The organism is Haloarcula hispanica ATCC 33960, from assembly GCF_000223905.1.
In the GTDB taxonomy this organism is placed as follows: domain Archaea; phylum Halobacteriota; class Halobacteria; order Halobacteriales; family Haloarculaceae; genus Haloarcula; species Haloarcula hispanica.
Map to the genome: position 1 here is coordinate 2,261,303 of NC_015948.1, position 17,033 is coordinate 2,278,335.

At 62.5% G+C, this 17,033-nt stretch carries 17 protein-coding genes and 1 tRNA gene; 6 read left to right on the plus strand and 12 right to left on the minus strand.

Annotated features, from left to right (window positions below):
• Positions 1–31: 31 nt before the first annotated feature.
• The gene (locus HAH_RS11380) at positions 32–730 is read left to right on the plus strand and encodes a LysE family translocator (RefSeq protein WP_014041043.1); all 699 of its coding nucleotides are present in this window, start codon (positions 32–34) and stop codon (positions 728–730) included.
• On the opposite strand, the gene HAH_RS11385 is transcribed toward HAH_RS11380, so the two are convergent.
• Positions 725–1,441, minus strand: coding sequence for an HD domain-containing protein (locus HAH_RS11385; protein ID WP_008312457.1), 717 nt, complete (start codon positions 1,439–1,441; stop codon positions 725–727). The genes HAH_RS11380 and HAH_RS11385 overlap by 6 nt on opposite strands.
• 287 nt (positions 1,442–1,728) lie before the next feature.
• Here HAH_RS11385 and HAH_RS11390 point away from each other — a divergent pair, with 287 nt between their 5' ends.
• Entirely contained in the window at positions 1,729–1,926 is a 198-nt protein-coding gene (locus HAH_RS11390) for a hypothetical protein (RefSeq protein ID WP_008312456.1), read from the plus strand.
• Here HAH_RS11390 and HAH_RS11395 read toward each other — a convergent pair whose 3' ends face one another.
• The 8 genes from HAH_RS11395 to HAH_RS11430 all read right to left on the minus strand — a co-directional run bounded on the left by HAH_RS11395 (position 1,927) and on the right by HAH_RS11430 (position 11,048).
• Entirely contained in the window at positions 1,927–2,655 is a 729-nt protein-coding gene (locus HAH_RS11395; protein WP_014041044.1) for a GNAT family N-acetyltransferase, read from the minus strand.
• 382 nt (positions 2,656–3,037) lie between these two features.
• Positions 3,038–3,110 (minus strand) — tRNA-Gln (locus tag HAH_RS11400).
• A gap of 135 nt (positions 3,111–3,245) precedes the next feature.
• Positions 3,246–3,680 (minus strand): metal-dependent transcriptional regulator, encoded by a 435-nt coding sequence (locus HAH_RS11405; protein WP_014041045.1) that lies wholly within the window; start codon positions 3,678–3,680, stop codon positions 3,246–3,248.
• The gene (locus HAH_RS11410) at positions 3,677–4,159 is read right to left on the minus strand and encodes a hypothetical protein (RefSeq protein WP_008312442.1); all 483 of its coding nucleotides are present in this window, start codon (positions 4,157–4,159) and stop codon (positions 3,677–3,679) included. Before HAH_RS11410 ends, HAH_RS11405 begins: the two co-directional genes overlap by 4 nt.
• 342 nt (positions 4,160–4,501) lie before the next feature.
• The gene (gene sufD, locus HAH_RS11415; RefSeq protein WP_014041047.1) at positions 4,502–5,713 is read right to left on the minus strand and encodes a Fe-S cluster assembly protein SufD; all 1,212 of its coding nucleotides are present in this window, start codon (positions 5,711–5,713) and stop codon (positions 4,502–4,504) included.
• A 2-nt stretch (positions 5,714–5,715) separates the two neighbouring features.
• The gene (sufB, locus tag HAH_RS11420; RefSeq protein WP_014041048.1) at positions 5,716–7,146 is read right to left on the minus strand and encodes a Fe-S cluster assembly protein SufB; all 1,431 of its coding nucleotides are present in this window, start codon (positions 7,144–7,146) and stop codon (positions 5,716–5,718) included.
• Positions 7,147–7,182: 36 nt separating this feature from the next.
• Positions 7,183–8,115 carry an ABC transporter ATP-binding protein gene (locus tag HAH_RS11425; protein WP_014041049.1) on the minus strand — a complete coding sequence of 311 codons (933 nt, stop codon included), beginning with the start codon at positions 8,113–8,115 and terminating at the stop codon, positions 7,183–7,185.
• Between the two features lie 125 nt (positions 8,116–8,240).
• The gene (locus HAH_RS11430) at positions 8,241–11,048 is read right to left on the minus strand and encodes a DNA-directed DNA polymerase (RefSeq protein WP_014041050.1); all 2,808 of its coding nucleotides are present in this window, start codon (positions 11,046–11,048) and stop codon (positions 8,241–8,243) included.
• A gap of 107 nt (positions 11,049–11,155) precedes the next feature.
• On the opposite strand from HAH_RS11430, the gene HAH_RS11435 reads away from it, so the two are divergent.
• From HAH_RS11435 to HAH_RS11445, 3 genes are read left to right on the plus strand one after another with little or no spacing between them, the layout of a single operon-like run.
• The gene (locus HAH_RS11435) at positions 11,156–11,347 is read left to right on the plus strand and encodes a DUF7331 family protein (RefSeq protein ID WP_004517169.1); all 192 of its coding nucleotides are present in this window, start codon (positions 11,156–11,158) and stop codon (positions 11,345–11,347) included.
• A 42-nt stretch (positions 11,348–11,389) separates the two neighbouring features.
• Positions 11,390–11,794 carry a DUF7322 domain-containing protein gene (locus tag HAH_RS11440; protein WP_044951976.1) on the plus strand — a complete coding sequence of 135 codons (405 nt, stop codon included), beginning with the start codon at positions 11,390–11,392 and terminating at the stop codon, positions 11,792–11,794.
• 27 nt (positions 11,795–11,821) lie between these two features.
• A complete protein-coding gene (locus HAH_RS11445) occupies positions 11,822–12,244 on the plus strand; it encodes a DUF7346 family protein (protein ID WP_014041052.1) in 423 nt (140 codons plus the stop codon).
• A gap of 26 nt (positions 12,245–12,270) precedes the next feature.
• Here HAH_RS11445 and rad50 read toward each other — a convergent pair whose 3' ends face one another.
• From rad50 to HAH_RS11460, 3 genes are all read right to left on the minus strand, one after another.
• A complete protein-coding gene (gene rad50, locus HAH_RS11450) occupies positions 12,271–14,946 on the minus strand; it encodes a DNA double-strand break repair ATPase Rad50 (protein ID WP_014041053.1) in 2,676 nt (891 codons plus the stop codon).
• 13 nt (positions 14,947–14,959) lie between these two features.
• Complete coding sequence (mre11, locus tag HAH_RS11455) at positions 14,960–16,216, minus strand: DNA double-strand break repair protein Mre11 (protein WP_014041054.1); 1,257 nt, start codon at positions 16,214–16,216, stop codon at positions 14,960–14,962.
• Between the two features lie 69 nt (positions 16,217–16,285).
• On the minus strand, positions 16,286–16,654 hold the full coding sequence (locus HAH_RS11460) for a hypothetical protein (RefSeq protein WP_014041055.1): 369 nt from the start codon (positions 16,652–16,654) through the stop codon (positions 16,286–16,288).
• Between the two features lie 190 nt (positions 16,655–16,844).
• On the opposite strand from HAH_RS11460, the gene HAH_RS20325 reads away from it, so the two are divergent.
• Positions 16,845–16,967 carry a hypothetical protein gene (locus HAH_RS20325; protein ID WP_023843382.1) on the plus strand — a complete coding sequence of 41 codons (123 nt, stop codon included), beginning with the start codon at positions 16,845–16,847 and terminating at the stop codon, positions 16,965–16,967.
• Positions 16,968–17,033 lie beyond the last annotated feature (66 nt).

Sequence of the window (17,033 nt, forward strand, 5' to 3'; positions counted from 1 at the left end):
AGGATTTTCTCTCTGTTTTCACCGATTGTAGATGCATCACTCACTCGGCCTGCTCCAGCTCGGCGCGCTCTCGCTCGTCCCGACAGCTCTCGGTGGAGTCCTGTTCGGCCTCGCACTCGCCGCGCCACCGGGTCCGATGAACGCCGTCATTGCTGAGGAGAGCGCACTGCGGGGCTGGCGGGCCGGCTTTTTCGCCGGCCTCGGCGCGATGACCGCTGACGCCTGTTTCCTCGTGCTCGCCGTGCTCGGCGCTGCGACAGTCATCACCGAGACGCCAGGCGTTCGGCGCGTGATGGTCGGGGCCGGCGGGCTCCTGATGCTCTGGTTCGCCTACGGTGCAGTCAAAGAAGCGAATACAACAGTTACCGAGGGGGACTCGTCGGTCACGTCTGGGGACAGTCGCGGCTTTCGCAAGGCACTCGTGCTGGCGCTGACCAACCCCTATCAGGTCGCCTTCTGGCTCACCGTCGGCGTCGGCCTCCTCGAACCCGGTGTGGTCGACGTGGCGTCGTACGTGCCTGCGGTCGGGACTGATGCGCTAACCGTCCAGACCGGACATCCGGTGCTGCTGGGTGGGTTTTTCGGCGGTATCGGCCTCTGGATCACGGGGTTTCCGGCGGCGATTGTCGCCGCGAGAACGCGTATCGAGCGGCTCGCACCGCTAATCGCGTGGGTCAGCGCTGCTGTTCTCGCCGGGACCGGCGTCCTGTTCCTGCTGCGAGCGCTATGAGTCGCCCATCCCGGTCGCCACGTCATCGAGGTCGTCTTCGACGGCCATTTCGGCGACCTCCATCGTCAGCCACTCCTGGAACCAGCGGGTCCGCTTGAGCCGCTGGTGGACGATGGACTCAGCGGTGTCGCTCTGAACACGCTCGCGGGCATCCTCGCCGCGCTCGATGACCCGGTCGACCATCTCGGCCGCGTCCATGTGCGTCCGGGACTCATAGCCCATCCGCAACAGCATCAGGGCGGTCCCGTTCGCGCCCACCTTATCCAGAATGTCCGCCTCGATGAGACACTGTACTTCCAGGGGTAGGTCGTCCAGCGGCCCCTGATACGAGTGGGCATCGACGGCGGAGCAGACCTGTTCGATAAACGATTCGGGGTAGTCACCGTGTGCCTTCAGGTACTCGCGTGCGATCCGAGCGCCGGCTTCCGCGTGGAGGTCCTGCTCGGCTTCCAGTTTCGCGATGTCGTGAAACAACGCTGCCACGCGAGTCACGTCCACGTTCGCCCCTTCCTTGCGGGCGATTTTTGTCGCGATGTCGACGACGTTGAGGATGTGGTTGAAGCGGTATTCCGCGGAGTGCCACGGGTACCAGCGCATGCGGCCGCCCTCTTCTTCGTTTTCGACGCTCGCCGCAAGGTAGTCGTGGACGAACTCCTTCATATCCTCGAACGCGTCGGCTGAGACAGGTGACTCCCTAATCTCGACGCCCACAGCACCACCTCCGGAGACGGATTTCGATAGTCATCTTACACATATAGACGTACGTTCGACTCTTTAGCGTTACGACAGGGAGAACGGCTGCCACACCCGGTATTTCTGTCTGCAAACAGCGTCACAGAACCGGCCTTCGGAGCGGTTGTCCGGACGCCGGACAGCCACCATCCCTGGCCCCGACTCCGTGTCGAGTTGGGTCGCTGTCGGGTGACTGCCGACGACTGGTTCTCAACGGCTGAGAACATTAGTCCGGCTTTTTACAGCTAATAGATAAATCAGTACATATGCCTCTCCAGCCACTCCACACGCCCGTCGGCGATGTGTCGATCGTTACCCACGCGATAAACGAACACGCAGTGACTGACGTACTCGTCGGCGTCGGTATCGCCCTGTGTCTGTTCGGACTGTACTACAAGCTGATACTGGTCCCGGCGAACAGGCAGGAATCGTCACAGCGCTCGGGAGACCAGTCGCCCCCGTAATTACAGGTAGGCGGCGTCCCAGCGCATCGGCTTGCGAACGTTCCCGCAGTTGTCACATTCGATGCGCCCCATCGAGTCCATCGCGTTCGCCAGCGTCTCGCAGTTACTGCAGTAGTAGCCGTAGCGGTCGCTGCCCTCCTCTGTGACGTGGACCACATGGAACGGCGCCATCGACCCTGACTCGTGGTTGTTGTGGTCGACGTAGACCGTCCGACCGTCGTCAGTTACGGGTTCGCGACCGAGTTCGTCGGCGTCGGTGTAGAGGTTCTCGACGTAGGTTCGTCCGGCGATGTCGACTTCACCCGTGCCGGCGCGTTCGAAGCCGCGGTCCTCGTAGAAGCTGTTGCCCTCGACGTTGTCGGCCAGCACGCGCCCCTGGAGTGTCTCGGCACCCCGGTCATGGAGTTCCCCGTGGGTCTCGTCGAACAACGCTGACCCAATCCCCTCGCCGCGGTATGCCGGGTCGACGTGCAGCCAGAGAATCGTCCCGATACTGTCGCCCGACAGGACGCTCTCGGAGAGGCCGACCACCTGCCCGTCCTGCTCACCGACGAGAATCAACCGATTACTATCGTCGTCCAGCACTTCCTCGATGCGCGCTTCGTCGTACCACTCCTCGATAGCGCTCGTAATCGCCTTCGGCCCCAGCGAATACGACGCCTCTAGTGAGCGACGCGCCACGTCACGGATAGCCGGCCGATCCGACGGCACTGCCTCCCTGATTTTCATATGCCACTAGTTGGCACGGAACATCATAAATCTACAGTTCAGTGTCAGAATTTGTGACACCCGTTGGGCTATTCATGCGAGGACACCGTAAATTGTGACCTCGACCGGCCTGTAGCTATCCTGTCCACTCGCTTGCGCGTCGGACAGGAATGCGGGCGCTGTTCGTGCTCATGTCGTAGGGTACTTCGGGCGGATTCGAACCGCGGTCGCTCCGCGTTGCTCCACTCCCTGCTTTGAATCCGCTGAACATATTTGTCGCTCGCGGTGTTGCTCGCGACAAAAGTAGTCCCGGGCGGATTCGAACCGCGAAGGCTCGAATCCTCTCGCCTTCTGGGCCGCGAATCCACCGTGCGCTATTCGTCCTCACTTCGTTCGGACAGAATAGTCCCGGGCGGATTCGAACCGCCGTCAAGGGCTCCAAAGGCCCTTATGATTGGCCACTACACCACGGGACTTCGCTTCGCTCGTCCCGCGTACCTCGCAGAACCGTCCGGTTCTGCTCACCACCACGGGACTGCGCTCGCTGTGAGCAAGCTAACCGTATTCGGTGTAATCGACGGAACGCACTTGAACGCTTCGAGAGCGGGCGGTCAGTCGCTGGTGACTTCGGCCTCGACTTCGAGCAGGCCACAGACGTCACCCTCGGGGTCGAAACAGTCCGGACACTGCGGTTCGCGGTCGATAATCGTATCGAGGCGATCAGCGACCGTTTCGTCGATGACGCCCTCCAGTTGTTTTGCCTCGGCCTGGAACTCCTCGACCTCTAGCACTTCGATGAGGAACCGCTCGATGATGCAGTAGTTCTGGAGCGCCTCGCGAGCCTGTGCGATGCCGTCGTCGGTGAGGTCGACGCCCTTGTACTTCTCGTGGTTCAGCAGCCCTCGGTTTTCGAGTTTGCCGATCATCTCGTTGGCGCTGGCCGGACTGACATCGAGCATGTCGGCCACGTCGCCGGTGGATGCCGGACCGTCTTCTTGCTGTTGCGTGAGATAGATCGCTTTCAGATACTGGGCCTGCGTGTTCATTGATAGTCCTCCATCAGGTCGGTCACGTCTTCGACACCCTCTGCTTCGTCCTCGCGGATATCCGACAGCACGGCAAGCAGCCGCTCGCGGTCGATGGTGAATGTCACGTCGGACGCCTCGATGGCTTCGATGAGGTCGTCGTAGAACTTGTACGCCGTCTCCTCGTTACAGAGTTGGTCGTACAGCACGCCGTCGAAGTCCTTGTCGGCTTCGTACTGGGCCTCGACTAGCATCTCGATTTCCTCGAAGGGGACGGTGTCCGCTTCGAGGTCGTCGATGAGCGCCTCCAGTTGCCGGCGGTGCTCGGCCGACTCCGTCTCGGCGTGCGCGAGGAGGTCGAGCACCGCCTGTTCGTGCTCTCCGCTCGTTTCCTCGGCATGCTTGGCCGACCGTGCCTCGACGACCTCTTCGAGGACGATACCGATCTGTAGCAACCGGGCGAGCTGATGGTCGGATGCGACCGGCTGTGTAAGACTCACGGCAACACCCCCACTCGGCACTGTGCTGCAGTCATACACGTAGTTCGGGGAGGCCCGGACTTAAGCGGTTCCCTGTCGTCGAGCCCGCGTTTCGCTCCGGTAGGGGACGTTCTCAATCTCCGCCTGCCGAGCACTCGTATCAGGCGGACCGCCACGATACCGGCGCGAATGAAATGAGCGTAGACGACATCAAGCAACGCTCTGATGAGCCCGCGTTTACAGCCCTACGGGCTATTCACGAAGACGCCGCGGGAACAGAGTTCCCGCGAGCCTGTGCTCGCGTTACTCGTGCAGACACCGGGTGAGCAAAGCTCTCCCGAGACTTCGTTCGTAGCCTACCGGCTACTCACGAAGACGCTCGTAAATCAGCTGGTCGAGGTCCTCGCGGAGTTCGTCGACCTGCACTTCTTCGAGCACGGGGACGTAGAACCCTTCGACGAGCATGTTCTTCGCTCGCTCAGGGTCGACACCGCGGGAGGTCATGTAGAACATGTCCTCTTCGTCGACCTGCCCGACCGTCGCGGAGTGGGAGGCCTCGGTGTCGTGGTTGTTGATGATGAGCTTCGGCGACGCGTCGGCCTCGGAGTCGTCAGAGAGCATGAGCGTGTTCTCACGCTGGTACGACGACGTGTCCCAGGCCTCGCGACCGACGTCCTGAACGCCCTCGTACACCGAACGGGCGTCGTCGTCGAGGACGCCGCGGGTGACGAGGTCGGCGATGGTGTGTTCGGCCTCGTGCCAGACACGCGACGCGATGTCGAAGTGCTGGTCCTCGTGGCCGAAGAAGGCCCCGAGAATCTGGGACTCCGAGGAGTCGCCGAGCAGTCGGGTCTCGACGTTGGACTTGGTCAGGCGGGAGCCGATGTTGCCGTCGATCCAGTTGACCGTGGCGTAGGTGTCGGCGTGGCCGCGCTTGACCTGGAAGTTGTAGGTCTCTTCCGAGAGGTTCTGGAGCGCGCCGTACTGGACGTAGGCGTTCTCCTCGGCGACGACCTCGACGATACCGGAGTAGTACTGGTCAGCGTCGGTCGTCTCGCCCGTCTGCTGGCGCTCCAGAATCGTGACCGAGGAGGACTCCTCGGCGAGGACGAGCGTGTAGTTGAACAGCGACTGGCTGTTCATCGTTGTCCGGATCTTCACGTCCTCGGCGTCGACGCCCTCGGGGACGTAGACGACCGTTCCGGCAGAGAACAGGGCCGTCGACAGCGCAGTGAGGTAGTCCCGCTGCGGGTCAACGGTACTGCCGAAGTGCTCCTTGACGAGGTCCGCGTGCTCGTCGAGCGCCTCGCTCCAGGACAGCACTTCGACGCCCTCTGCGTCGACGCGGTCCTTGTCCTGGGCGTAGTCGAGCGGGTCGACCAGCGACTCGTATTCGAGCGCGTCGAGGTTCGTCCAGGTGCGACCCGGCGTCCGGATGACGTCCGGCATGTCGAGCTCTTCGAGCGCTGCGAGCGCGTCCTTTCGCGTCTCGAGCAGCCACTCGGGCTCGCCGAGGTCGTCTGAAATCTGTTCTACCTGGGCCTCTGTGAGATTGGCGTGTACCTGCGTACTCATGGTTATCCGAGCGACCCCTCCATCTCAAGCTCAATGAGGCGGTTCAGCTCAACGGCGTACTCAATCGGCAGTTCCTCCGTAATCGGCTCGATGAAGCCAGCGACGATCATCTGCTTGGCGTCGTCGTCGTCCAGTCCGCGGGACTGGAGGTAGAAGACGTCCTCGTCGCCGATCTTGCCGACGGTCGCCTCGTGGGCAACGTCGACCTTGGACTCCTGAATCTCCATGTACGGCATCGTGTCCGACGTCGACTCGTTGTCGAACATCAGAGCGTCACACTCGACAGAAGTCGAGGAGTCCTCGGCTCCGTCGGCGATGTGGACGAGGCCACGGTAGTTCGTGCGGCCGCCGTCCTTGCTGATGGACTTGGACTCGATGGTGGATTTCGTATCAGGCGCGTTGTGGTAGACCTTCGCGCCCGTGTCGATGTCCTGGCCCTCGCCGGCGAAGGCGATGGTGATGTGGTTGTCCGTCGCGCCGGGACCCTTGAGAACGGTGGAGGGGTACAGCATCGTGGCCTTCGAGCCCATGCTGCCCGAGACCCACTCCATCGTGCCGTCGGCCTCGCAGATGGCGCGCTTGGTGTTGAGGTTGTACGTGTTCTTCGACCAGTTCTGCACCGTCGAGTACTGGACGTGCGCGTTCTCCTTGACGAACACTTCGACGCCGCCGGAGTGGAGGTTGAACTCGGAGTACTTCGGGGCGGAACAGCCCTCGATGTAGTGGACCTCGGAGTTCTCCTCGGCGATGATGAGCGTGTGCTCGAACTGGCCCATGCCGTCGGAGTTCATGCGGAAGTACGCCTGGACCGGCATGTCGACCGTGGTGTCCTCGGGGACGTAGACGAACGACCCGCCGGACCAGATGGCACCGTGCAGCGCCGCGAACTTGTTGTCGCTCGGCGGCACGGCCTTGGTCATGAAGTACTCTTTGAGGATGTCTTCGTGCTCCTGAACGGCTTTGTCCATGTCACAGAAGATGACGCCCTTGTCCTCCCAGCGCTCCTGCATGTTCTGGTAGACAATCTCGGACTCGTACTGCGCGCCGACGCCCGAGAGGGCGTTCTTCTCGGCTTCCGGGATGCCCAGTTTGTCGAAGGTGTCCTGAATCTCTTCGGGGAGATCGTTCCAGTCGTCGACGCCGCCGCGTGTCTCGATGTCGGGGCGAATGTACGGGACGATCTCGTCGACGTCGACCTCGGAGAGGTCGGGTGCACCCGGCCAGCCGTCCGGCATCGGCATTTCCTGGTACTGCTCGAGTGCGCGAAGGCGGCGTTCGAGCATCCATTCGGGCTCGTCCTTGTCTTCGGAGATGACCCGGATGGTCTCCTCCGTGAGGCCCTTCTCGGCTTCGAAGGCGGACTTCTCCTCTTTCTTGAACTCGAAGCGCTTCTCGGTGTCGGTCTCTTTGAGGTGGTCTTGATCTGAACTCATAGTGTGTGTAATGTTATCGCTGTGTACGGAAGGGCGTTACGCGGCCTCGTAGGCTTCCTCTCGGACCCAGTCGTACCCTTCGTCTTCGAGCTTTTCGGCGAGTTCGGCACCGCCGGAGGTGGCGATCTGGCCGTCGAGCATTACGTGGACGTGGTCGGGTTCGACGTAGTCGAGGATGCGCTGGTAGTGGGTGATCTGGAGGATGCCCGCGCCCTGCTCGTCACGGAGCGCGTTGATGCCGTTGGAGACGTCCTGCAGTCGGTCGATGTCCAGCCCGGAGTCGATCTCGTCGAGCACGGCAACGGAGGGCTCGAGGATCGCGGCCTGAAGGACTTCGTTTTGCTTCTTCTCGCCGCCCGAGAAGCCGGCGTTGAGATACCGGGACGCGAACTTCTCGTCCATATCTAGCTGCTCCATCTTCTCCTGGAGGATCTCCTGGAACTCGGCGACGCCGATTTCGCCCTCTTCGACGTTGCCTTCCATCGGGGAGGTGTCGTAGCCGGCGGCGTCCTCGTTGGTGTCGCCGCCCTCTGCGTCGGCTTCCGCTTCTTCGTCGTCATCCTCGAAGAGTTCCTCGCGCTCTTCGAGCTTGGCGTTGAGCGCGGTGCGGAGGAAGTTCACCATCGTGACGCCCTCGATCTCGGCCGGGTACTGGAAGCCGAGGAAGATGCCGAGCGCGGCGCGCTCGTTCGGTTCGAGGTCGAGCAGGTTCCAGGTGCGGAGGTCCTCCGGGATTGCCTCGTCACCGAACTCGTTCTCGTCGAGGTGGATGAGCACTTCCCCGTCGGTTACCTCGTAGGCGGGGTGGCCGGCGATGATCTTCGCCGTCGTCGACTTCCCCGAGCCGTTGGGACCCATCAGCGCGTGGATCTCACCGGACTCGACTTCGAGGTCGACACCGCGGAGAATCGTCTCACCGTCCTCTTCTGCGACTTCTGCGTGGAGATTGTTGATTTCGAGTTTAGCCATAGGTATCTCTTAGGTCAACCGAAAGAAGGTACGTTTCACCCATGAAGCTTTCGCATTGCTGTGAACTCAACTTCTTCATATGGAAACAATATTTCTCGTAGAGGTAATTGCCCGTATTCTGTGGGTTACATGAAGCTCCCGAGTCCCGTCTGTTCCTGACCGGACTTGACCTCCTCCCAAGAGATATCCATGGCTTCCAGAATCCGAGCAATCGGGCCTTTCAGCGTCTTATCGAGCATCTTGTCCCAGTCGATTTCGAACTCCTCGGGAATCTGGTCCGCGTACTCGAAGCAGATCACGTCGGGGTCCCGTCGGAACTCGCCGTACAGCGGGTCCCGCTGGGGGTCCAGCCCCTCCTCGTCCTCGATTCGCTGGAAGAAATCCGAGTGGACTCGGTCGAGATACAGCCGCTTTGGCTTCGACCCGCTCTGGAAATTCGTCCCCAGCAGGAGGTTGGCGTACTTCGCGCCCCGGACCTGTGCGGTGTCGGTGTCGTAGTTGTCGAGTTTCTTCCCGATGCCGCCGGGAATGCCCACGTCGTCGTAGTTGACGTTGCCGTCCTGATAATCCTCGATAACATCGCTGACATACTGCTTGATGGACTCGGCATCCTCACCGCGGACGATGCGGTCGATGACCTCTTTCTGGACCCGTTTGGTGATGGGGGCGATATCCGAGCGCTGGTACTCGAAGCCCGTGATGTCGATGTCGTCGACGTGCTTGCCCTCCTTCCAGACGATGTTGCCCGCGTAGCGCTTCTTTTTCCCCGCCTGGAAGAACCGCCGGTAGAGCTTCTCGAACTCGATCTCGAAGCGGTGGAACTCGGCGTTGAGCTGCTCCATCGCGAACTCGTCGTAAGAGGCGTTGATCGTCTCCTCCAGCTCGAACCCTTTCTGAATGGTCGTGGCGATGAGTTCGAGTTCGTCGTCACCCATTTCGGGGTGCTTCTCGCGCATCTCGTCGGTGATTTCGACGTCGCCTTCTACGTCGTTGGGACCCACATCGCCAAGCTGGAGCATGACGGAGTCGGTGTCGCCGTAGACGACCTCGTACCCCTCGTCGGCAACGACTTCGTCGGTGTAGTCGATGACCTCGCGACCGGTGGCGGTAACGGCGGCTCCCATCTCCTTGTCGTAGAGGCGGAAGCGATCCCATCCCAAAACGCCGTATAACGAGTTCATTATCACCTTAACTGCCGCTTGCTGGCGGTCTAAGCGCCCATAATCCGGGTTTTCGGGATCGAATTCATTTCGCTTGGTCTTCTTTTCCTCTCGTTCTGACAGGAGTTCGTCGACCATCTCCCGGATGACGCCGTCCGGTTCTTTCCGAAAGTGGGTGCCGTTGGGCGCGCGGTAGGTGTCGCCGTCGTAGGCATCGGGGTCGACCTTTGTCTCCGGGCTGGCGTTAGTCGTCACCATGCACATCGGGTACAATGATTTCAAGTCTAGAACCGTGACATTTTCACGAACGCCGGTGATGGGGTCGAACACGGCCCCGCCCTCGTAGTCCTCGCTCTCCTGTTGGCCTTTCGAGGGGAGCGCGAACTCGCCGTGGAGCTTGTGGAGGACGTACATGTCGACGGCGTCGCCGGGCGTGGTGGCGTCTTCCAGTTTGCAGCCGACGAAGGTACGGACTTCGTCCCAGAAGTCGATGATGTCCTGCTCGCGGTCGAGTTCGACACACAGCTCCACGTCCCGGAGGTTGTACTCCAGTAGCTGCTCGGGGTCCTGTTCCCAGAGATCGCCGATGTCGCCGGTGTAGCGTTCCTTGCCGACGCCGAGTTCCTGCTCGCCGACGGCGTCGAGCCGGTAGGATTCGAGTTCGGTGAACTGGGTGCGCTTGTAGGCATAGAGAAGGTCGAAGACGACCCGGCCCTTGATGTCCGGGCCGCCCCAGCCCGAGCGCCAGACCTCGTCGACCCGCGAGAGGCGGTCTATCTGGAGGTCGAAGTCGTGGTTGTAGCTCTGGAGTTCCTCCAGCCGGTCGAGGAAGTACGGCGCGTCGAAGTCGTCGAAGTTCCAGCCAGTCAGCACGTCAGGGTCCGTGTCGACGATGTAGTCGACAAAGGCCTCCAGCATGGCCTCCTCCTCGTCGAAAACCCGAACGTCGGCCTCGAAATCTTCCCGAATCGGCTCGTAGCCGGCCAGCGCCTCGGGACCGTTGATGCCGTCGGGGGACTCGTACAGCCAGACGACGTATTCGTCGCGGTAGGAGTCGTGGGAGGTGAGACAGATGATCGGCTCCTCGCCGTCCTCGGGGAAGCCGTGGCGGTCGTCTACCTCGATGTCGAAGGTGTTGACCCGCGGCTCGGCGTGGGCTTCGACCGGCGTTATCTCCTCGTGATGGACTTTCAGGCTGCCGTCGTCGAGTTCGCGGGCGGGGACGCGCACGCCGCTCGTGATGTCCTTGTCGATGAGCAGGCGGTTAGGAAAGAGGATGTCCGCCTCGTAGTGGTCGAAGTCGTCACGAATTTGGCCCACGTCGCGGGGCGTCTGGCCGAATATCTTCGTCAGGCGCTCGCCGCGAATCGACTCGTAGGGCTCGCCGTCCTCGTCGGCCGCTTTCCAGTCGGTGATGCTGTCGTACTGGCGGAGTTCGTCCTCAGTGACGCTGTCGGTCGGCGCGTAGAAGTACGGCTTGAAATCGAAGACCCGCGCGTGGATCGGTTCGTTGTCGTCGGTACGCCCGAAGACGTGGACGACCGGGAACTCGTCGTCGCCCTGCCCTTCGATGGTGTAATCGACCTGCGTGACGACGAACTCGACGGTCTCCTCGACCGGCGGGAACTGGCGCTCGTCGATGTCGACGACGCTCGTCCCGCCGGTGTCACTCCCACCGTTGCCCGCGATGGCCGCCGCTTCGTCGGCGACCGGGCGGTCCTCATCCGCGTCTTGCTCGAAATCCCCCAGCGTGCCCTGGGTCCCGTCACTCATTCTTGGCCTTGTTTCGAGATGCCGCATAAAAACACCGGCGGTCGACGGGGTATTGCCACAGGCAGAAAGTATATGACATCGAGTACCATACCCAAGTTTGACGGCCAATGTCGCACCACGCATCCCCCCACGGCGAGGCGGATAGGTCCGAAGAACTGCGGTCGGAGCCGGCGCTCCCGGACGCCATCCAGACGACCGAGACCTACGAGACCGAGGAGGGGACAGTGTTTTACGACGCCGAGAACCCTCTCGCGTGGCTGCAGACCGATACGGCGCTCACCTTACAGGAGATCGCCTGACACAGAGTCCTTTTATTTGCCGGACGACGTAATGCGCCTGTGATGGATATCCCCGGCGAGGACGACCCCAACCAGAGCCCGGGGGTTCTCTCCGAAAAGAGCGAGCACGAACCCGCTGAGTTCGATCCGGAGAGCCTCGGCCCGGACGTACCCTCGCCGTCAGACAGCGATTACGATGGCGAGGCCACGGGCCTGTTCGTCAGGCTCGTTATCGTGTTCAACGTCGCGCTGCTGGCCCTCTCGCTCGGGCCGATGCTGGCCTACTTCGAGGGGCAGGTCGACCTCGGGATACGGATCTTCCTCGTCGGTGTCATCGCCTTCGGCTACGGAACGTTTCGGTACGTGAAGTTCGAGCGGGAGCGCAAATCGGACGACGACGAGGGCGAAACAGCCGAGACAACGGATACCCAGCCTGACAGCGCGGAGTCGGGCGACCACAACGGCTAACCGGCCCGATCAGCTACGGACGGCCATATGCGTACTGTGCGGGACAACGACGGCACGCGTTACTTACTGCTGAAGGAGTCCACCGAGTCGAGTCTGGTCCGGGACCCCGAAACCGGCGAGCAGCGCCACATCCCGAACGCCGATCTCGAACCCATCGAGGGTGAGTCACCGCTGGCCACGGCCGCCGCAGCGGTTCCCGACGCCGCTCGTCGCGTCCTCACAGCGGCCCACGACGACCAGGCACTTGGCCTGCTCGTGGAACTCGACGAGCGTGGGCCGGTCTCCGTGGCAGAGCTGCTTTCGGCCTACGACCTCTGTGAGAGCGACCTCCACGGCCTGCTGGCCGAGTTCCGCGCCGCCGGCCTGCTCGTCGAAGCGACGGTCCACGGCCAGCGAGGGTACGACACAACTGAGACTGCCAGCGACGGGCTCGCTCAGCTTCGGGACTGAGGGCAAGTCACTACCGCGCACCAGGCTCAGGCCAGTTCTGCGACCGTCGCTTCGACCTGCTCGACCCGTGAGCGGTTGGTCGTGGCGTCTTTCTCAACGCGGACGAGGTCGTCCGCCGCACCGACCAGTTCTTCGTCGTGGCTGACCACGAGAATCTGCTCGACGCCGACCTCATCGCGCATGTACTCCACGAGGTCAAGCAGTTGCGTGACGTGGCCCGAGTCCAGAAACACCGTCGGCTCGTCGAGGATGAGCGGGGGCATCGGCGCTGCGCCTTCGATACCCTCCGCGAGCAACCGGTAGATGGCACACCGCAGGCTGAGGTTGAACAGCGCCCGCTCGCCGCCGGAGAGCTGTTCGGGCTCCAGCGGCTCGCCGTCCTTTTGATACACCGTCAGCTGGTACTGCCCGTCGAGTTCGATGTGGGAATAGGAATCGTTCTGATACACCAGATCGAACGTCTGATTGAGCATCCGTTCGAGCGTTTCGACGTTGCGCTGGCGCAGTTCCGCCCGAAGTGTGCCGTACATTTCCTGTAGTTCCTCTGTCTCCTCGTACAGCGTTTCGAGTTTCTCTAGGGTCGCTTCGAGGTCCTCGCGGCGCTCCCGTAGCGACTCCAGCTCCTCGATCTCGTTTGTGACGCCGCCGATGGCGTTCTGGAGTTCGTCGCGCTTTTCGCGTTTCTCCGCCAGTGCTTCCTCGGCCTGCTCGATGTACTTTTTCGCGCGCTGCTTCTCACTTCTCGCTTCTTCGATACGGTCCTCGTCGAACGACTCAGCCAGGTCCTGCTTGCGCTCGCGCTTCTCCGCGAGCTGTTCGCGGCGCTGGTCGTTCAGTTCGGCTTGCTGACTGCGCTTCTCGCGCAGGCGCTCGATGTCGTCGTCGCAGTCGTCGATGTTCCCAAGGAGGTCTTCGACCCGCTCTAGGCGCTCAATTGACTGCTTGACCTGCTGGCGCTCCTGGTTGCATTCGGCGACGACCGAACGGCAGTCCTCGGCCTGTTCGCGGGCCTCGGCCGCCTTCTCGCGTTTCGTCTCGGCCTCGGACTCGTGGTCCGCTGCTTCCTTGCGAAGCGTCTCGATGCGCTCCTGATCCGCGTCCAGCCCGTTCTCCTTCTCCTCGACGAGTTGGACGATATTCGAGCGGTTGTTTTCGAGCGTCGATAGCTCGTCGGCAGTCTCGACCAGCGCTTTCGCCGTCTCGTGTTTCGACTCTAGGGCTTCGACGTCCTCGCGGGCGTCGGTAAGCGTGGCCTCCAGCTCCGATATCCGCTCGCGGTCGTCCTCGATGGAGTCGACGTGGGGCGACTCGGCCACGTCCTGCCCGCATTCGGGGCACTTGCCGGCCTCCAGCAGCGCCTCGGCTTCTTCGAGTGACTCCCGCTCGTTCTTTAGCTTCGTCTCCAGTTCGGTTACCCGCTTCCGGGCCTCTTCGAGGTCACTGGCGACGGATTCCTTGTACGACTGTGCCTCCTCGCGGCTGGTCGGCCCATTCTCGAACTCGGCTTCGAGGTCAGCGGTCTGGTCATCGATGTCGCTGATCTGTTCGCGGCGCTCGGCGATGGTCTCCCGCGCCGCTTCGAGATCGGCTTCCAGTTCGTCGGCCTCCTCGCGCTTGTCCTCGGCCCGCGATTCGAGGTCGGTGGCGCTCTCGGCCAGCGCGTCGGCGGTGCTGCTGTGTTCCTTCGCGTCCACGCGCTGGTCCTCGATTCGGCTCTGCAGGTCGTCGTCGCGGGACTGCAGTTCGTCGAGTCGCGCGTCGACGGTGTCCGGGTCCGGCTCTGCGCTGTCGAGGTCTGTTTCGGCCACCGTTTCCGAGAGCTCCTCCCGTAGCGACTCCCGGTGGTCCTGCAGGTCGCTGATCTGCTCTTTGAGCTCGGTTCGTTCCGTCTCCGTCTCGGTGATAGTCGCTTCCAGATCCTCGATGTCGGCTTCGAGGGTCGACAGTTCGTCGCGTTTCTCTTCGTACTCTTCGAGGACGGACTCGGCCTGGGTGAGCGTCTCCTCGGCGGTGGCCTTCTGGTCCTCGATGTGCTCGATCTCGTCCTGCAGATTGGATTCCTGCGTTTCCAAACTGTTCAGGCGCTCGTGAAGCTCTTTCTCCTCTTTCTCCTGAATCTGCTCGTCGAGTTGTGAGAGTGCCCCCTGTTTGTCATCGCGCACGCGGCCGACGCCGACGCGGGCATCGCTGGCCCGCTCGCGGTACGCCTCCAGTTTCCCGAGTTGCAGGAGGTCGTCGAGCATATCCTGCCGGTCGCCGGGGGAGGCGTTGATGAGTTTGTTCACCTCGCCCTGACGGACGTAGGCGCAGTTGACGAACGCCTCGCTGTCCATCCGCAGGAGTTCCGTAACGCGTCGGCGCACATCGCGCGCGCCTTCGTAGTTCCCCTCGGGCGTCTCCAGAACGCATTTCGCCGTTGTCGGCTGCGCTCCGGTCGCGCGGACCCGGCGCGTGAGGTGGTAGTCGCCGCCGGCGTGGGAGAACCACAGTTCGACAGTACAGTCGTCGGCCCCGATGGTGACCACGTCACCGAGGTTTTCGTCCAGCGCTTTCGAGCCGTACAGCGCGAAGAAACAGGCCTCCAGCAGGGAGGACTTCCCGCTCCCGTTGAGCCCGTGGATGACGGTCACGCCGTTGTCCAGTCGCAGGTCAGCATCGTCGTAGCACTTGAAGTTGGATAGTTTGACGCGTTCGAATTTCATTGTCGACCCTCCATTAAAGGAACTCCTCGACGCTCGCCTGGCCATCGTCGTCTGTGCCGTCGGCCTCGTTCACCGCCGCTCCGTCTTCAGTATCGTCCTCGTCCGTGCTTGCGGCCGCATCTGTGCTGTCTGCTCCATCGCTCGCGGCCGTCTCAGCGTCGGCTGCGAGGGCGTCTGAACCCTTAGAGAGCAGTTCACGAACGTGCCGTTCGACCTCGTCTTTGACGTTCGCATCGGCGACCTTCGAGGCGCGAATGGTCTCGTCGATGTCGTGGGCGGCCTCACTCAGTCCGAGGTCGCGGACGCGCTCGGTGACGGCGTCGTCGGGGTCGGCGAAGCTGATATCCGTTTCTTGCTCCTCGGCCGTGATTTCCCGGTGGTCGGTGACGCGAGCCACGAGCGCCCCTCGGTCAAGCGCGAACGATTCGACGCTGGCTGGGGTCACTGGGTCGCCGTCGCCGCTGATAGAGACGATGACGACGGCGTCCTCCAGGTCGTGCTGGCCGACGCGGCTCCGGACCCGTTCGACACCCTCTTCGGGGCCGAGGTCAACGTCGACGAAGACGAACTCGCGGGTGTCGAGGCCGCGGCGAGTGATACGGACCTCATCGTCGAAGGTGACGATATTGTAGCCGCGGTCCTCTCGTTCACTCGCGCTCGCGCGCTCGGTCGACCCGCAGTAGGTGACCCAGGCGTCCTCGACCTGCTGTTTGCCGGGGTCGTGGTTGTCGCCGAGCAACATCGCGTCGAAGGTCACCGACGACTCGGCCAGGATTTCTTCGGCGTCCCAGTCGCCGTAGTCGAAGGGCTGGAACAGGCCGTGAGTGACCAGCGCGGCGCTGTCGGCGTCGTGGGCGGCGAAGTCATAGTCGAGGTCGTCGCGCTGCGAGCGCGGGACGAAATCGAGGCCGTAGAAGGCGGTGTCGCCGACGACCGTCGGCTCGTCGTCGAGCCGCGTCGCCAAGCCCAGCGACTCGTACAAATCGAGCCACTGGGCGTCCCGTTTGGCTTCATGGTTACCCACGACGGCGAGAAACGGAACATCGGCTTCGGAGAGTTCTTCGAGAACGGTCAGCGTGCCCATGATATCAGCCAGCGCCGGACGGCGGTCGTGGAACAGGTCACCGGCGTGGACGACGGCGTCGGCGTCGTCCGCGATGGCGTCTCGGACCACCTGCCGGAACGCATCGAGGAAGTCGTCCCGTCGGTCGGGGACGTTGTACTGCTGATACCCGACGTGGGTATCGCCGGTGTGTATCACCCGTGTCATTTGCCCATCCGTAAGCCAGCGCCACCTAAAGGGGTATCGTGACCGCAGTGAAAGTGGTCGACCCGGTGGCTACGACCCATCGCTGGGCCCCGCCGCGGCGTCCCGGTACCGCCGGAACGCTCGCAGAGCCGCCCGACCCTCGTCGGCCAGCCCGCTCACTTCGTGTTCGGCCTGTGCGACGGCCGCTTCGAGTCGCCCGACACCGAACGTCTCGACGAAGGCGACCGCCTCGTCTAAATCGTCGGTCGCCTGGGTCGCTCGCCCAATGACTGTCCGATAGTCGGCGTTGCCGCCTGTATCGTGGGTTCCAATCCGGCCTGCGCTACAGTCGCCCTCTCCGTCGGCTATTCCCATCGTCCCGCCTCCGTCGTCGCTGTTGTCGGCCTCCCCGTCAGCGAGTGCCGCGAGTGCCGCTTTCACCTGGTCGCTATCGGCCATAGAACGGCGTGGCCACGGCATCCGAAATAAACGTTTGCTGGCTCCGGGTCAGTTGATGGCGCGTTCGAGAACCCGTTCAACTCGAACCGATTGAAAAAGCGTACAGTTTGGTGACGTAACCGGTTCGATAGAACTAACAGCCCAGTCCCGGTGGTACAGGACGAAAATCCACTGTCGGATGGCCTCCACAATGTCTCTACGCGCACTCCGATCCGACGACAACGCGCTCTCCCCGGTCACAATCGTCGCGCTACTGATTCTGGCAACCCTGCTCATTTCCGTCGTCCTCGCGCTGTTCATCCTCGGCGGGTGAGGCGGGACGAGCACTTGCTGGCAGCAGCCGGTACGCTTCCCGCAGTCCCCCGTCCGAGCATTCAAA

What these genes read in the sequence shown, in the direction of transcription:
- HAH_RS11380 (WP_014041043.1), top strand. Translation starts at nt 32, where the DNA reads ATGCATCACTCACTCGGCCTGCTCCAGCTCGGCGCGCTCTCGCTCGTC.
- HAH_RS11390 (WP_008312456.1), top strand. Translation starts at nt 1,729, where the DNA reads ATGCCTCTCCAGCCACTCCACACGCCCGTCGGCGATGTGTCGATCGTT.
- HAH_RS11395 (WP_014041044.1), bottom strand. Translation starts at nt 2,655, where the DNA reads ATGAAAATCAGGGAGGCAGTGCCGTCGGATCGGCCGGCTATCCGTGAC.
- HAH_RS11405 (WP_014041045.1), bottom strand. Translation starts at nt 3,680, where the DNA reads ATGAACACGCAGGCCCAGTATCTGAAAGCGATCTATCTCACGCAACAG.
- sufD (WP_014041047.1), bottom strand. Translation starts at nt 5,713, where the DNA reads ATGAGTACGCAGGTACACGCCAATCTCACAGAGGCCCAGGTAGAACAG.
- sufB (WP_014041048.1), bottom strand. Translation starts at nt 7,146, where the DNA reads ATGAGTTCAGATCAAGACCACCTCAAAGAGACCGACACCGAGAAGCGC.
- HAH_RS11425 (WP_014041049.1), bottom strand. Translation starts at nt 8,115, where the DNA reads ATGGCTAAACTCGAAATCAACAATCTCCACGCAGAAGTCGCAGAAGAG.
- HAH_RS11430 (WP_014041050.1), bottom strand. Translation starts at nt 11,048, where the DNA reads ATGAGTGACGGGACCCAGGGCACGCTGGGGGATTTCGAGCAAGACGCG.
- HAH_RS11435 (WP_004517169.1), top strand. Translation starts at nt 11,156, where the DNA reads ATGTCGCACCACGCATCCCCCCACGGCGAGGCGGATAGGTCCGAAGAA.
- HAH_RS11440 (WP_044951976.1), top strand. Translation starts at nt 11,390, where the DNA reads ATGGATATCCCCGGCGAGGACGACCCCAACCAGAGCCCGGGGGTTCTC.
- HAH_RS11445 (WP_014041052.1), top strand. Translation starts at nt 11,822, where the DNA reads ATGCGTACTGTGCGGGACAACGACGGCACGCGTTACTTACTGCTGAAG.
- rad50 (WP_014041053.1), bottom strand. Translation starts at nt 14,946, where the DNA reads ATGAAATTCGAACGCGTCAAACTATCCAACTTCAAGTGCTACGACGAT.
- mre11 (WP_014041054.1), bottom strand. Translation starts at nt 16,216, where the DNA reads ATGACACGGGTGATACACACCGGCGATACCCACGTCGGGTATCAGCAG.
- HAH_RS11460 (WP_014041055.1), bottom strand. Translation starts at nt 16,654, where the DNA reads ATGGCCGATAGCGACCAGGTGAAAGCGGCACTCGCGGCACTCGCTGAC.
- HAH_RS20325 (WP_023843382.1), top strand. Translation starts at nt 16,845, where the DNA reads ATGTCTCTACGCGCACTCCGATCCGACGACAACGCGCTCTCCCCGGTC.